At 58.9% G+C, this 12868-nt stretch carries 11 protein-coding genes; 3 read left to right on the top strand and 8 right to left on the bottom strand.

The features are described 5' to 3' along the window. Positions 1-20 precede the first annotated feature (20 nt). Entirely contained in the window at positions 21-1016 is a 996-nt protein-coding gene (locus tag ACA068_RS14445; protein ID WP_497310413.1) for an aldo/keto reductase, read from the bottom strand. Between the two features lie 116 nt (positions 1017-1132). Here ACA068_RS14445 and ACA068_RS14450 point away from each other — a divergent pair, with 116 nt between their 5' ends. After that, on the top strand, positions 1133-2059 hold the full coding sequence (locus ACA068_RS14450; protein WP_497310414.1) for a LysR family transcriptional regulator: 927 nt from the start codon (positions 1133-1135) through the stop codon (positions 2057-2059). On the opposite strand, the gene ACA068_RS14455 is transcribed toward ACA068_RS14450, so the two are convergent. The 6 genes from ACA068_RS14455 to ACA068_RS14480 all read right to left on the bottom strand — a co-directional run bounded on the left by ACA068_RS14455 (position 2048) and on the right by ACA068_RS14480 (position 9526). After that, the gene (locus ACA068_RS14455) at positions 2048-2983 is read right to left on the bottom strand and encodes a GNAT family N-acetyltransferase (RefSeq protein ID WP_497310415.1); all 936 of its coding nucleotides are present in this window, start codon (positions 2981-2983) and stop codon (positions 2048-2050) included. The genes ACA068_RS14450 and ACA068_RS14455 overlap by 12 nt on opposite strands. Further along, complete coding sequence (locus tag ACA068_RS14460) at positions 2983-4272, bottom strand: phenylacetate--CoA ligase family protein (protein WP_497310416.1); 1290 nt, start codon at positions 4270-4272, stop codon at positions 2983-2985. The genes ACA068_RS14455 and ACA068_RS14460 overlap by 1 nt, the downstream gene beginning before the upstream one ends. 52 nt (positions 4273-4324) lie before the next feature. Next, positions 4325-6727, bottom strand: coding sequence for an aldehyde dehydrogenase family protein (locus tag ACA068_RS14465; protein ID WP_497310417.1), 2403 nt, complete (start codon positions 6725-6727; stop codon positions 4325-4327). Between the two features lies 1 nt (position 6728). After that, the gene (locus tag ACA068_RS14470; protein ID WP_497310418.1) at positions 6729-7859 is read right to left on the bottom strand and encodes a LuxE/PaaK family acyltransferase; all 1131 of its coding nucleotides are present in this window, start codon (positions 7857-7859) and stop codon (positions 6729-6731) included. A 21-nt stretch (positions 7860-7880) separates the two neighbouring features. Beyond that, positions 7881-9122, bottom strand: a complete 1242-nt coding sequence (locus ACA068_RS14475; protein WP_497310419.1) for an MFS transporter — start codon at positions 9120-9122, stop codon at positions 7881-7883. Between the two features lie 266 nt (positions 9123-9388). Continuing rightward, a complete protein-coding gene (locus tag ACA068_RS14480; RefSeq protein ID WP_176457653.1) occupies positions 9389-9526 on the bottom strand; it encodes a hypothetical protein in 138 nt (45 codons plus the stop codon). A gap of 157 nt (positions 9527-9683) precedes the next feature. On the opposite strand from ACA068_RS14480, the gene ACA068_RS14485 reads away from it, so the two are divergent. Beyond that, positions 9684-9872: a hypothetical protein gene (locus tag ACA068_RS14485; protein ID WP_008024801.1), complete on the top strand. Its 189-nt coding sequence runs from the start codon at positions 9684-9686 to the stop codon at positions 9870-9872. A gap of 19 nt (positions 9873-9891) precedes the next feature. On the opposite strand, the gene ACA068_RS14490 is transcribed toward ACA068_RS14485, so the two are convergent. Continuing rightward, positions 9892-10263 carry a fe2+ zn2+ uptake regulation protein gene (locus tag ACA068_RS14490; protein ID WP_497310420.1) on the bottom strand — a complete coding sequence of 124 codons (372 nt, stop codon included), beginning with the start codon at positions 10261-10263 and terminating at the stop codon, positions 9892-9894. A gap of 244 nt (positions 10264-10507) precedes the next feature. Here ACA068_RS14490 and pvdQ point away from each other — a divergent pair, with 244 nt between their 5' ends. Then, positions 10508-12853 (top strand): bifunctional acylase PvdQ, encoded by a 2346-nt coding sequence (gene pvdQ / locus ACA068_RS14495; RefSeq protein WP_497310421.1) that lies wholly within the window; start codon positions 10508-10510, stop codon positions 12851-12853. The last annotated feature ends 15 nt before the right edge of the window (positions 12854-12868 follow it).

Below are 12868 nucleotides of genomic sequence, written 5' to 3' on the forward strand. Positions count from 1 at the left end.
CCCGAGTGGGCCGGCTTCGGTTACCGGTCAAGCAACTTCATGACTTCCTCCGGGTAACGCAAGCCTGCGGTCGCATTGGCCGGGAAGATCGCTTCCAGGGTGTGCAATTCGTCGCGGCTCAGCTTGACCTCCAGTGCAGCAACGTTCTCTTCAAGGTATTTACGCTGTTTGGTCCCAGGAATCGGGATCAGGTAGTCACCTTGCGTCAACACCCAGGCCAACGCCAATTGGCCCGCCGTCACACCTTTGTCGGCTGCCAAGGCTTGTACCTGCTGCACCAGTAACAGATTTTTCGCGAAATTTTCCCCTTCAAAGCGCGGGCTGAAGCGACGGTAATCGTCGGCGGCAAAGTCATCCGGGCTTTTCAGTGCACCCGTCAGAAAGCCCCGACCCAATGGGCTGTAAGGGACGAAGGCAATGCCCAGACGCTGGCACGCGGCCAGGCAACCGTTCTCTTCCTGGTCGCGGCTCCACAGCGAATACTCACTTTGCAGGGCGCTGATCGGATGAACCTTGTGCGCCCGTTCCAGCGTGGCCACTGATGCCTCACTCAGCCCCAGGTAACGCACCTTGCCGGCTTTGACCAACTCGGCCATGGCGCCGACGGTTTCCTCGATGGCCACCTGCGGATCGATCCGGTGCTGGTAATACAAGTCCAGTGTTTCAACGCCCAGGCGCTTGAGCGTGCCGTCGATAGACGCGCGAATGTACTCCGGTCGGCCGTTGACGCCCCGGGCGCCGGGGTTGGACGGATCGCGGACGATGCCGAATTTACTGGCCAGGAACACCTGATTGCGCTTGCCGACGATGGCCTTGCCGATCAGCTCTTCATTGGTGTGCGGACCGTACATGTCAGCAGTGTCGAGCAGGTTGATCCCCAACTCCAGCGCCCGATGCAGGGTGGCGGTGGCTTCGCGGGTATCGACACCGGTCGTATAGAAATCGGTCATGCCCATGCAGCCCAGACCGATGGCAGAAACCTGCGGACCGTTTTTGCCCAATTGACGTGTTTGCATGAAATCAACTCCCTGTGGTGTAAGCCCTAGTGTTGACCTCGACAGAACCAAGATAAACCGGCTAAAACTGCTATCACTGTTTGCAATTTCTAAATAATTAACCGGAACGCCTAACAATGGACCGTTTTAACGCCATGCGCGTGTTCACCCGAATCGTCGAACTGGGCGGCTTTGCCAAAGCGGCGGACAGCCTGCAATTGCCCCGCGCTTCGGTGACCATCCTGATCAAGCAACTTGATGCTCACCTTGGCGTGCAACTGCTGCAACGGACCACGCGGCAGATCAGCCTGACCCTCGACGGCGCAGCCTATTACCCACGTTGCGTGCGGTTGCTGGCCGATCTGGAGGAAACCGAAGCGGTGTTTTCCGCCGCCCGCCACAACCCCAAAGGCCTGCTGCGAGTGGACATGCCGTCCGGGATCGGGCGTTTGATCGTGATCCCGGCATTGCCGCAGTTCACCCGCCGCTATCCGTTGATCGAACTGGATATCGGTTTGAATGACCGACCTGTCGACCTGATTCGTGAAGGCGTCGATTGTGTGCTGCGCGGGGGGGCGGCGCTGGATGATTCACTGGTGGCGCGGCCGCTGGTCATGCTCGACCAGATCACCTGCGCCAGCGCCGAATACTTGGCGCGTCATGGAACCCCGCAAAATCTGGCTGACCTTGAGAGCCATCAAATGGTGGAGTATTTCTCCAGCACCACCGGTAAGCGCTACGGGCTGGAGTGCGTGGTCGACGGGCAGGTCCAACTGATCGATCTGCCCAAGCACGTGTCCGTCAACAGTGCCGACGGTTACCTGGCCGCTTGTGAGGCGGGTTACGGACTGATCCAGACGCCGTACTACCACGTCGCCCGCCAATTGAAGGAAGGGCGTTTGTGCGAAGTATTGAAAGCGACGCCGCCCCCCGGGATGCCGCTGACGGCGCTCTATCCCCCACACCGCCAGTTGTCCCGGCGGGTGAGGGTATTTGTCGACTGGCTGGTGGAGCTTTGCGCGCAGCCGGGCAATGAGTTTTACCGAAAAGACTCAAGCGGCTGAGCGAGCGTTGCCCAGTACTTCGGTGTTTCGCTGCAAGTCGTCGTGCAACTGTTGCATGTAGGGGCAATGCAGATTGAGAGACCGAGGCCGCACCCCTCGATGAAACAGGGCGAACCATCCATGACTGCCGGGAGCGGGCATCAACCCGGTGAAGGTGAAGCCAAGCGTCGTCAAACTGCGCAAGTCCTCGGCGAAGTCTCGCGACAACGCAAGTTGGGCAGAGATCATCCAGTGACCGGGCAATTGCCGGATCTGCTCGAGCAGACGTTTGGTCAAGCGGTGAATGACCATGTCGAAGCGGTGATGGTGTTGCTTGATCTGCAAGGGTATCGACGGTTGTGTGGCCATTTCCGGATGGGTTCCAAACAGCCAACTCAGGTGCTGCATAAACCCCCGGTAGCGTTCGGGCCAGGGAATGTCGGGGAGAGGGCGCGCATGCCCTTCGACAACGTGGCAACCCATCACAATGGTTTCCGGGTGCGGTTCGGCGAAGGGCGAAGGAACGTAGTCGGGCAGCACCCCCGTGCTGTGGAAGCCGATATTTGCGGCCATGCGTTGCGTGTACGGATGGTGGGTCACTTGCTTGATCAAGACGCTGTTGAAGCCCAGTGGCCCGGCCTGCAACAGTAACTCCCGGCCCAGGCGGGTAGCGATACTTTGCCCCTGCGCGGCGGGATGCACCACGCTGAGGGCCAGTTCCGCGTTCTGCGAGGACGATTCATGGCACAACGCGGCATGCCCCAGAACGCGCACATCATCCACCGCCAGCATCGACTTCCAGCGGCCGTCGGCGGTGTGCTGGCTGATCATGTGCGGCAGGTAAACATCCGGTTGAACGTAATGATCGCCATAAACCTCGCGAAACAACTGGCTCACGGCGCGGGCGTCGGAAGGGCGGTAGCGACGAAAAATAAGATGAGACATCACGCAGTCTCCGGCGATTGCGCGTCATAAGTGCGCAAATCCAGGACCCGCATCTGTTTGCCAGAGCGCGGGTGCAGCTTCAGGTCGGTAACGGCGCAGGACAGCACTCGCAACTCCAGCAGCCCTTCGCGATTCAGATGCTCGAGCTCAGGGTAATGGGCCACAAGCGCTTTATACAGCGCCTGGCATAGCGGTGCGGTGGCCACGGCGTTAGCGTCAGGCACCCATTTAACACTGACGATGTCCTTGTATCCGTCATGTTCGATGCGCAATTGCCATTGGTCGGTGCCCGCAACGCGCTGGACGATTTGCAGCATTTCATCGATCAACAACGACGCCGACCCCACACGAACCCGCTGACTATGGGCACTACGTCCCTTGAGGGCGAATTTGCGCATCGGGGTTGTGCCCGGCTCACGCCAGCAGGCGCGGTCGCCTACGGGATAGCGCAGCAGTGGCATGAGACGGCGTGTCAGGTTGGTCACCACCAACAATCCGGTGCGATCGCACTCTTCGATGACTTCACCGGTCAGTTCATCGACGATTTCCAGCACGGTTTGGGGTTCAAACACCCGATGCTCTCCCAGGGCACAGTCTCGGCAGGTGGCTCCGATCAAGCCCGCATCGACACTGGCGTAGCCGATTGAGGCGATGCGCACGTTGGGAAATACCTGCGTAAGGATGGCCAACTGCTGGCCGAACAGGCTTTCGCCTCCGTACAGCAACGTATCAACCCCACACAGCACTCGTCGATGCTGGGCCAGGTAAGCTGCAAAGCGCAGCAACTGCGCGGGTACGCCGACCAGCACGTTGATCCGGTGTTGATCCAGCGCATCCGCCAGGACATCCATGCTGACTTCGCCGGTGAACGGAAACTCACAGATGGACCGGTTGACGTGCGCCAACGAGTCGTGAATGAACAGAAAGCTGGCATAGAGATCGCCTGAAAAGAACAGGTTGGCGACGCGGTCGCCGTTCTCCAGTTGAGAGGAAATACTGGCTCCAAAGGTACTGACCAGCGTTTGCCATTCATTCTGGGAGTAAACCGACAGTTTGCCGTGGCTGGTCGATCCCCCGGTCTTGAACACCAATCCGTTATTGATCTGGCCCGTCAGCACGGGCCATTCAGTCAGGTCGTTACTGTCAGCCCAATAGTCGGCCGCGTTGGTCAGCGGCAGGTCTTTTAAAGTAATACCTTCGGCCGGTAAGCGTTGCAGGAGTTTGCGATAGAAGTTTGAGTGTTGCCTTATGTAAGGCAAGAGTTGTTCAAGCGAATAAGTTGTGTTCACTGGGTTCTCTTTTTTATCAGGTGTTTCTACGGTTTGAAGACTATCGATATGTTTATTTTCTGTTGTCGATAACCAATGGTATTTTTCCGCTGTGTTTGTTTCTAGTGAATCGGGATTCAGCACACTCGTGAACTTCTACCGTGATAAGCGCGGCGTTCACGGCATTGGTCAGTGCGGCGTGGGTCAATAACTTTTCATAAGCCTTTTCGGCCTCCAGGTTCACTAAAACCTTCAGCCGCTCGCTGCCATCACAGGCGTGGTCCAGCACAAATTGAACAGGCAGGCCGAGGCTGTCCCGCAGCGACGACGGTGAAATGAATTCCGTGCCCATCCGTATCAACTTGCCGTGGCGCTGCAGCAATTCGAATCGCGGCGAGTCGAGCCCGCAAGGGCAGGCTCCGGTTATCCAGCGACCGGTGTCTCCAACGTCATACCGGCGCACGGCCTGGCCTTGCCGGGCCCGGGAGGTGAACAGCAGCCGGCCGATCTCATTGGCTTGCACCGGGAAATCGTGTTCGAGATGCACGATTTCCAGATGCTGGGTATCGCACATCAAATGAAAGATGCCGTCTGCCGTTGCCGTGCAGGCATGCCCCAGCGGGCCGGCGTCCACCGAACCATAAATCGCGGAGCGAATCGTCGAGACTCCGCAGCTTTCCATCAGGCGCAGGCTGGCCTGGCCCGGGTGCTCACCGCCGAGGAACACTTTGCTGATGCCCGAGTACGCGCGAAGCTGGCTCTGTTCGTTGGAAAACAAGCGATGCAACGTACTCGGCATGCCGATTAGCACGGTGACGCGATGATCCACGATCATTCGGGCCATTTCGCTGAAGTCATCATCGTGCGGCGCCCCCATGGGGAAATGCGTAACGCCCATCAATTCCAGGACCTTGGTGAAGCTGGAGAAGCCCCCATACAGGCTGCCGCCGTAAAACAGGTTCATCACCCGATCCGTTGACGGGTCGAGACCGGCGGCGAACAGGCCGTCAGCCGCCGCGCGCATCTGCCGTTGAAAGTCCTGATAGCTGAACCCCGCCAGGGCCGGCGTGCCACTGCTTCCCCCAGAGCGGAAAAACAGCTGTGCCATGGCGTTGATCGGCTGGGTCATGAAGGTGTTTTTGTCCATGATCGGCTCATGGCATGTATCCGCAGCGGTTGGCAGCGCGTCGAGCGTTGCCCGGCCAGGCACTGCCTCAGGCGACAGACTCACCGAGAGGCGGCGACTGAAGCGCGACAGCGCGTAGACGCCGTCATGGGGTTCCCCGGGGTAGCCGTCATGAATCAGCCCGCACGGGGCAATACGCGTGACGCCGGCATTGACCAGTGTGCGCACCAGCCCGGGTGTCTGCGCTGGAGAACACATCAACGCGCAGCTTTGCAGGACGGTGCGCCAAGGCAATAGCGTCTCGGTGATCAGGTGTTGCGGCACCGGTTTGAGCAGCAGTGTACGAAACAGCGGCGAGGGCGCGAGCGTCTGGTGGTGATCCCAGATGACGCGCCATCCCGGGCCGGTCCAGACTTGACCGGTCTGCTGTGCAAAGCTGTGTTCCAGCCTCGCCATGGCGGTGCGGGTGGTGATTTCCGAAGCCTCCTGGTCTGTAGGAACCAGCGCCGGCCAATGTGAGGCGCGACGTGTAAAGGCTTCGGCCAGACGTTCACCCAGGTCCAGCAAAACCGCCGGATCGTTGCTGTCCACCAACAGCCATTGCGGGCTGGAACACGCTTGTTGATCCAGACTGCACACTTCATCCACCAAAGAGTCCAGCGTCGACGCACTCGCCGCGTCGGGCGACAGGTAGGCGAAGCTGATCCTGTGGCCCCAATCGATCCAGCGACACCCGGCCGGGATCTGCTGACGAATCGCCTTGAGTGCTTGTTCACCGCCCCAAGCGGCGACGCCATCTGCGCGGGTGCAAAGTTGCGCTATCTGAGCCGTGCTGACCGGCAGCACCGCGATGTAATCAGTCAGCTTGCCACTGGTGTCGCAATGCACCAGCGCCGCGAGTAACCGGGCGGTCAATCCTTCATCGCTGGAACTGGGGCGCAACCAGTTGATGTTGCCGGCCAACAGGCTTTCCAGGACCGCGCAGAACGCGAGCATCGGCGCATTGCCCGGCGTGATGTGTACCACCAGCCCCAGCGGATGCCAGCTTTCAAAACAGGCTTGCCGGTAATCGATACGCCGCAACGAACGCGGCTGCACACCCAGCTCACGTTCAAGTTTGGTGATGAGGTTGCTGCGCTGGCAGAAGTCCACAAGCCCCAATCGTTGATCGTTGTCGAGGGGCACCTCCAGCCTGCCAGCTTGTAATTGCAGGGCAAATCGGGCCGCTGCGTCGATGACGGTGTCGCTGTCGATCGGTGCATTCAGCAGCCGTGGCAATTGTGGGTGCAGTTGCTCGAGGGCTGTCTCGAGAGTGACATCGTCTCGCAGTTCACCATTGATCAAGTACATATCAGGCTCCTCCAATCAGTTCAGACGCGGCCATTGCGCAGCTTCGGCTGGCGGTCGTACCGGCGCGTCCATGCAGTTCAAACCAGTCAGTCTGCAAGCCGCATCCGCAGCTGGCACCGGGGTGCAGCGTTGCCAGGTCCCCCATGACCACGGCGTGCGCAGGACTGGAAGAAATGTACGGCGACACGAACTCCAGCAAGCCGCGTCGGCCGTAGGGCTGGACAGAGAAATCGGACGGATTGCGCACGAAGACCTTCGAGTAAACCGGCACATGGAAATGCTGCCGGGCACACTGGATGTAGGGCACGGCATGCTCGACAGCGCCGTAACCGTCCCGGCAGCGGGATAGATCGATGCCCAATTGACGGTGGATGCGTTCATACAGTTGCGACAAAGGAATTTCCTGTGCGGCCTGGGTTTTCCAACCGCCCCCGAGAAACACCAGTGACTCGACCGGTAGCTTGAGATTCGCGACGCCGGTGTCTTCCATGTGCTGCAACGCGTGGGAGAGGAACGCCGGGAAGCCGAGAATTCGCACCGGAAAACCTTCTTCGGCGAATTCCTGCAAGGCGCGGATCACCCCAAACACATCGAACGCGTGACCGTTGCCCGTCAGGCGTAATCCATAGGCGATGCGGTTGACCGGCGCATAGCTGCACAGAAACTGGTCGGTGTAGGCGGTGCCCAAGGTGATCGCAGCCTTGGGTTCATAGCTCAGCAGCAAGTAGTTGCAGGGACTGTCCGGAGTGTCCCAGCCGTAATGGCGAAAAATGTGGCTCACCATGCCTTGGGCGGCGGCCATGCTGCGTTGGTCATAACGCAGGCGACTTTTCTGGCCGCTGGTGCCGGACGATGTCAGTTCCAGCGCACCTTCACCTGTGGAGCCGAACAACGGGTGACGTTTGAAATAGTGAGCGAAAATCGGTGGCAGTCTTGACCAGTCATCCAGCGTCTCCAGGTCTTGTGCGACGAGCCCGTTGCTGTTGAGCCAGCGCTCGTAGCCAGGCGTGTGCTGACAATGAAACAGGCTGATTTCCCCCATGGCCCTGTCGAACAGGCCTTCAGGCACGGAATCCAGGCAATAGGGTTGCGTTAACGCGCAAAGCGCATCGGTGTGGGGTAAATGGATCATCAATGGACCTATCGGGTGGAGTCAGGCAGCAAGCGGGAGGTGGGAGCGCCGCAGAAACAGGCGCAGGGGCAGCAGGCACATGAGCCCTGCGATACCCGCCATCAGGGCGAAGGATTCGTGGCTTTCACCGGCGCCAGCCGCCGCAATCAGTGAGCCGCCACCGCCCATGACAGCGATTGAAATCATGCCGATCATGGCTGAGACCAGGCCTTTGCTGTCGTCGCTTGAAAACAGCGCAAGCCGGTACAGTGCGGCGTTGCTCATGCCAAGGCCAATGGCGTAAAGGGCCAGGACGCTGATCAGCAAAGGCGTGGGCGCACCGTAGAAACTGCTGGCGAGCAAGGCGATGAGCCCACCGCAAAATGGCCACAACGCGTATCGAATCAGTTGCGGCAATTCAGTGTCGGCGATCAATCGATTGAGTATCAGGTTGCCGAGAATGACGGCCGCAAACACCGGGATCTGCCACAGGCCGTACTGCAAGGGTGAAAGCCCCTGATTGTGAATCAGCAGGAGCGGCGCCAGCCCGATCCAGGCAATCAATGGCAGGCTCATGACCCCCAGCGCGACAGAGGCGCTGAGGAATCGCGGGTTGCCGAGCAACGCGGCATAACGGCGCACGGTGCCGCGCCATTCGAACGGCACCGCCGCCAGTCGCTGGCCGTCATGACGCAAGGTGCCCACGGTTTCCGGCATGAACAGGTAAAGCCCGAGCCACACCAACAGACCGCTAATGCCCAGCAGTAAAAACAGCTCCCGCCAGGTGAGCCATTCCAGCAGCAGACTGCCGAGCAGCGGCCCCAGCAGTGGAGAGAGCAATGCAACGTTGCCCAGCAACGCCATGATTTTTACCGCGTCGGCTTCGCAGAACACTTCTTGCAAGGCTGGATAGCTGACCGCGATGACAAACCCCAGCCCCATGCCCTGAATCAGCCGCAAGCCGTTGAACGCATAGATGCTTTGCACGCTGAACATGGCGGCACAGGCCAGGGAGAATACCGCACAACCCATGAGCAACATCGGCCGGCGACCGAACTGATCCGACAGCGGACCAATAAGCCATTGCAGAAGTATGCCGCCCGCCAGATAGAGATTGAAGGCGTAGGGGACATGTCTTCCGCTGGCATTCAAATCATGAGTGACGGTCAACATGGCCGGCATGATCATGTCGCTGGCCATATACGTCAGAAGTTCAAAAAAAGTGATGGCAAGGCAAAAGCCTAATACCTGATAGGGGCTGATGTTTATGAGCGGTTGGTGCATGGCATCCCTGTTCTTCTTCGTGAAGTTAAATAGCGGGTCTTATTGCGATGCGCCAAGCTTAATCAAGCAAGTATGAATACCTCAAACGGTCTATTAAGACTGAAAGCTTCAATAGTTTTCGTCAGGTTTCGATGGGGTACGGGCAGTAAAAAATAAGTGAAAGTGTATGTACGAAAAATGCCCGCGACGGGGCGGGCATTGGTTAAGTCGTGAACGGGATATGCGTTTTCCTACAAGTGGATGTTCAATTACTTACGCGTCATACGTTATCGATGCTGGTAATAACCCGGTCCGCCGCGATCATAATGGTGGTCGCCGTGCCAGCCGCCGTGGGGGAAAACGATGCAGCCGCTCAGCGTCAGCAGCGCGAGCAAGGGAATCAACCGTGTGATTCGACGGAACATTTGAAGATCCTCATGGTTATCGCCGCAATAAAGCCAAATCTCTTCATCGGCTGTAACATGAGACCCCGTTTGCAGCGTCCAATTCCCGCACAAAGGTAGGGGCTTGGCATGCTTTTGGATACAAACCGGACACATTTTTCAGGTTCAGGAATTCGCAATGACTCAGTCGCAACGTTTGAAATACTCGATTCTGATCTCCCTGGTGGTATTGGGGATCATGTTCGGCCTTTCGTATCTGCAAAACGCAGGCGTCATCAGTGAGAAGCTGTTTCAGTACATCGCCATCGGCGTGGCGGTGATCGTGGTGGTGATCAATGGCGTGATGCGTCGCAAGGTCAAGCCTTGAACGACGCACCTGGAGCTGATCAGTCGCGGTGAAGCAGGGTTACAGCGTGCGGATGCAGGCTGTAGCTTTTGTCCGCATTGAGCGTGATCACGCCTTCACTGCACAGGCGTTTCAACACTTCTCGCACACTGAGGAAGGACAGGGGAATATCCAGGTCCAGCAAATGGCTGTGCACGCCGCGAACACCCAGGCTGCGCTCACTTTCGGCGGCGGTCAGCAAGGCGTCGATAACCTTGAGGCGAATCAGGCTGGTTCGCAGACCATAGCTCTTGAGCAGCAATCTGATCCGCTCGTTGCCATTGCGCTCGCCTCGTTGACTGAAAACACCAGAGCCCATGGCTGAGCCTTTTGGCGCGTGACTACCGTCCATTGGCAGTTGCGAGTTGTACATGCAAAAACTCCTTTTCCGAGCCGGCCAGGAAATGTGATGGGTGCTCTCATTCAATAAGACGTATGAGCACCGCAAATAATGAAGGCTCGAATGTAGAAAATTCGTCACCGTCATGTCATCGCCCTGTGAGAAGGCGGGATAAAGTGCCTTTTGCGGCCTAAATTTTTGTTGTGGGTTTCGTTCCTAGGGGAAGGCGCGATGCGTGTTTGACGCAGGGTGTTTGTCTTTTCGATCAGGAGCGAGCGTGATTATTTCCAGGCAATTAACCAGGTTGAGCCTTGCGGGCATGTTGGTGGGACTGAGTCTTGCGGCAAATGCACGCAGTGCGCCGGAGCAGGCCAGCGCCGACATTCGCCGCACCAGTTTTGGTGTGCCGCATATTCGTGCCGAAAACGAGCGTGGGCTCGGCTATGGCATCGGTTACGCCTACGCTCAGGACAACCTGTGCTTGCTGGCCAATGAGATTGTCACCGTCAATGGCGAGCGCTCACGCTATTTCGGCCCGGACCAGTTGACGGTCGAGGAACGCGAAAATCAGGTCAGCGACCTGTTTTTCACCTGGCTCAATACCCCTGAAGCCGTTGCCGGGTTCTGGAAGGCGCAAACCCCGCCAGTGCGTGATCTGGTCGAAGGTTATGTCGCCGGGTACAACCGCGCGCTGGCCGAGCGCCGTGCACAAGGTTTGCCGCAGCAGTGCCAGGGTGAATGGGTACGTGACATCACCTCGCAGGACCTGGTCAAGTTGACCCGCCGCCTGTTAGTCGAAGGTGGAGTAGGGCAGTTCGCCGAAGCGCTGGCGGGGGCTGCGCCACCCAAGGCCGTTGCTCAGGCAGTGGGCGAAGGGTCGTCGTTTCAACTGGCGGCCACGCGCATGCAGCGGTTCGCGCTGGATCGTGGCAGCAATGCAGTGGCAGTCGGCAGCGAGCGTTCGTTCAATGGTCGCGGCATGCTGCTGGCCAACCCGCATTTCCCGTGGCTCGGCGGGATGCGCTTCTACCAGATGCACCTGACCATTCCCGGCAAGCTGGATGTGATGGGCGCGGCGTTGCCGGGGCTGCCGATGATCAATATCGGTTTCAACCAGCACCTGGCGTGGACCCATACGGTGGACACGTCCAAGCACTTCACCCTGTATCGCCTGCAACTTGATCCCAAGGATTCGACCCGTTATCTGCTCGACGGCCAGTCGCTGCCGATGAACAAGCAGACCGTGACGGTGAACGTGAAACAGCCCGACGGCCAGACCCAAGCAGTGTCCCATGTGGTCTACAGCTCGCAGTTCGGTCCGATCGTGCAGTGGCCCGGCAAACTCGACTGGGACAATCAGTACGCCTACAGCCTGCGCGATGCCAACCTGGAAAATGACCGGGTGTTGCAGCAGTGGTTCGCCATGAATCAGGCCACCAGCCTCAAGGATTTGCAGGCCTCGGTGCACACGCTTCAGGGCATCCCGTGGGTCAACACCTTGGCGGTGGATAGTCAGGGGCAGACGCTGTACATGAACCTGTCGGTGGTGCCGAACGTCAGTGCCGACAAACTGGCCAAGTGCAGCGATCCGCGCGTCGGGTTGCAGATGATCGTGCTCGACGGTTCCAACAGCGCCTGTGCCTGGGACATCGACCCGAACGCGGCGCAAAAAGGTATTTATGCGGCGGACAAGTTGCCGCAACTGCTGCGTAAAGACTACGTACAACACTCCAACGATTCAGCGTGGATGGCCAACCCGGCGCAACCGCTCACCGGTTTCTCGCCCCTGATCAGCCAGGAAGGCCAGCCGCTGGGGCTGCGCTCGCGGTTCGCCCTGGACCGCTTGAGCACGCTGAGCAAGTCCGGCCCGGTCTCGGCGGCGGATCTGCAACGGATGGTGATGGACGATCAGGTTTACCAGGCCGGGCAGGTGATGCCGGACTTGCTGCAGTTTTGCGCCAGCGATCTGGGCGCCGATGCGGCAACGCTCGCACCGTTGTGTGCCAGTCTCAAGGTGTGGGACCGCAGTGCGAATCTGGACAGCGGGCTCGGGTTTGTACACTTCCAGAACGTGATGGAGCCGTTGCAGCAAGTCCCGGACATCTGGCGAGTGGCGTTCGATCCGAAAGATCCGCAGCACACGCCCCGTGGCTTGGCGCTCGACAATCCGCAGGCCACCAAAGCGATTCGCGAGGCGATGCTGGCGTCGGTGGAACAGGTCAAAAAACTGCGGCTCAAGGACGACAGCCGCTGGGGCGATATTCAGGTGGTCAGCAGCGGCGGCCAACAGACACCGATCCATGGCGGGCCAGGCACGCTGGGCGTGTACAACGCCATCCAGAGTGTGCCGAGAAGTGATGGCAAACTCGAAGTCATCAGCGGCACCAGCTATTTGCAAGTGGTGACCTTTGATGACAAAGGGCCGCACGCCCAGGGGCTGCTGGCGTTCTCATTGTCCAGCGACCCGACGTCGAAGTATTCACGGGATCAGACCGTTGCCTTTTCGAAGAAGCAACTGAGCCTGTTGCCGTTTACCGAGCAGCAGATCACGGCAGATCCACAGTACCAGGCGCAGACGATCCGCGAGCAGGATGAAAAAGCCGGGAAGGTGGCCGCTCAGTAAGAAGAGGGCGGTTCA

Source organism: Pseudomonas sp. LBUM1660, from assembly GCF_059695935.1.

Coding starts and splice junctions, on each gene's coding strand:
- ACA068_RS14445 (WP_497310413.1), bottom strand. CDS start 1,016: ATGCAAACACGTCAATTGGGCAAAAACGGTCCGCAGGTTTCTGCCATC.
- ACA068_RS14450 (WP_497310414.1), top strand. CDS start 1,133: ATGGACCGTTTTAACGCCATGCGCGTGTTCACCCGAATCGTCGAACTG.
- ACA068_RS14455 (WP_497310415.1), bottom strand. CDS start 2,983: ATGTCTCATCTTATTTTTCGTCGCTACCGCCCTTCCGACGCCCGCGCC.
- ACA068_RS14465 (WP_497310417.1), bottom strand. CDS start 6,727: ATGTACTTGATCAATGGTGAACTGCGAGACGATGTCACTCTCGAGACA.
- ACA068_RS14470 (WP_497310418.1), bottom strand. CDS start 7,859: ATGATCCATTTACCCCACACCGATGCGCTTTGCGCGTTAACGCAACCC.
- ACA068_RS14475 (WP_497310419.1), bottom strand. CDS start 9,122: ATGCACCAACCGCTCATAAACATCAGCCCCTATCAGGTATTAGGCTTT.
- ACA068_RS14480 (WP_176457653.1), bottom strand. CDS start 9,526: ATGTTCCGTCGAATCACACGGTTGATTCCCTTGCTCGCGCTGCTGACG.
- ACA068_RS14485 (WP_008024801.1), top strand. CDS start 9,684: ATGACTCAGTCGCAACGTTTGAAATACTCGATTCTGATCTCCCTGGTG.
- ACA068_RS14490 (WP_497310420.1), bottom strand. CDS start 10,263: ATGTACAACTCGCAACTGCCAATGGACGGTAGTCACGCGCCAAAAGGC.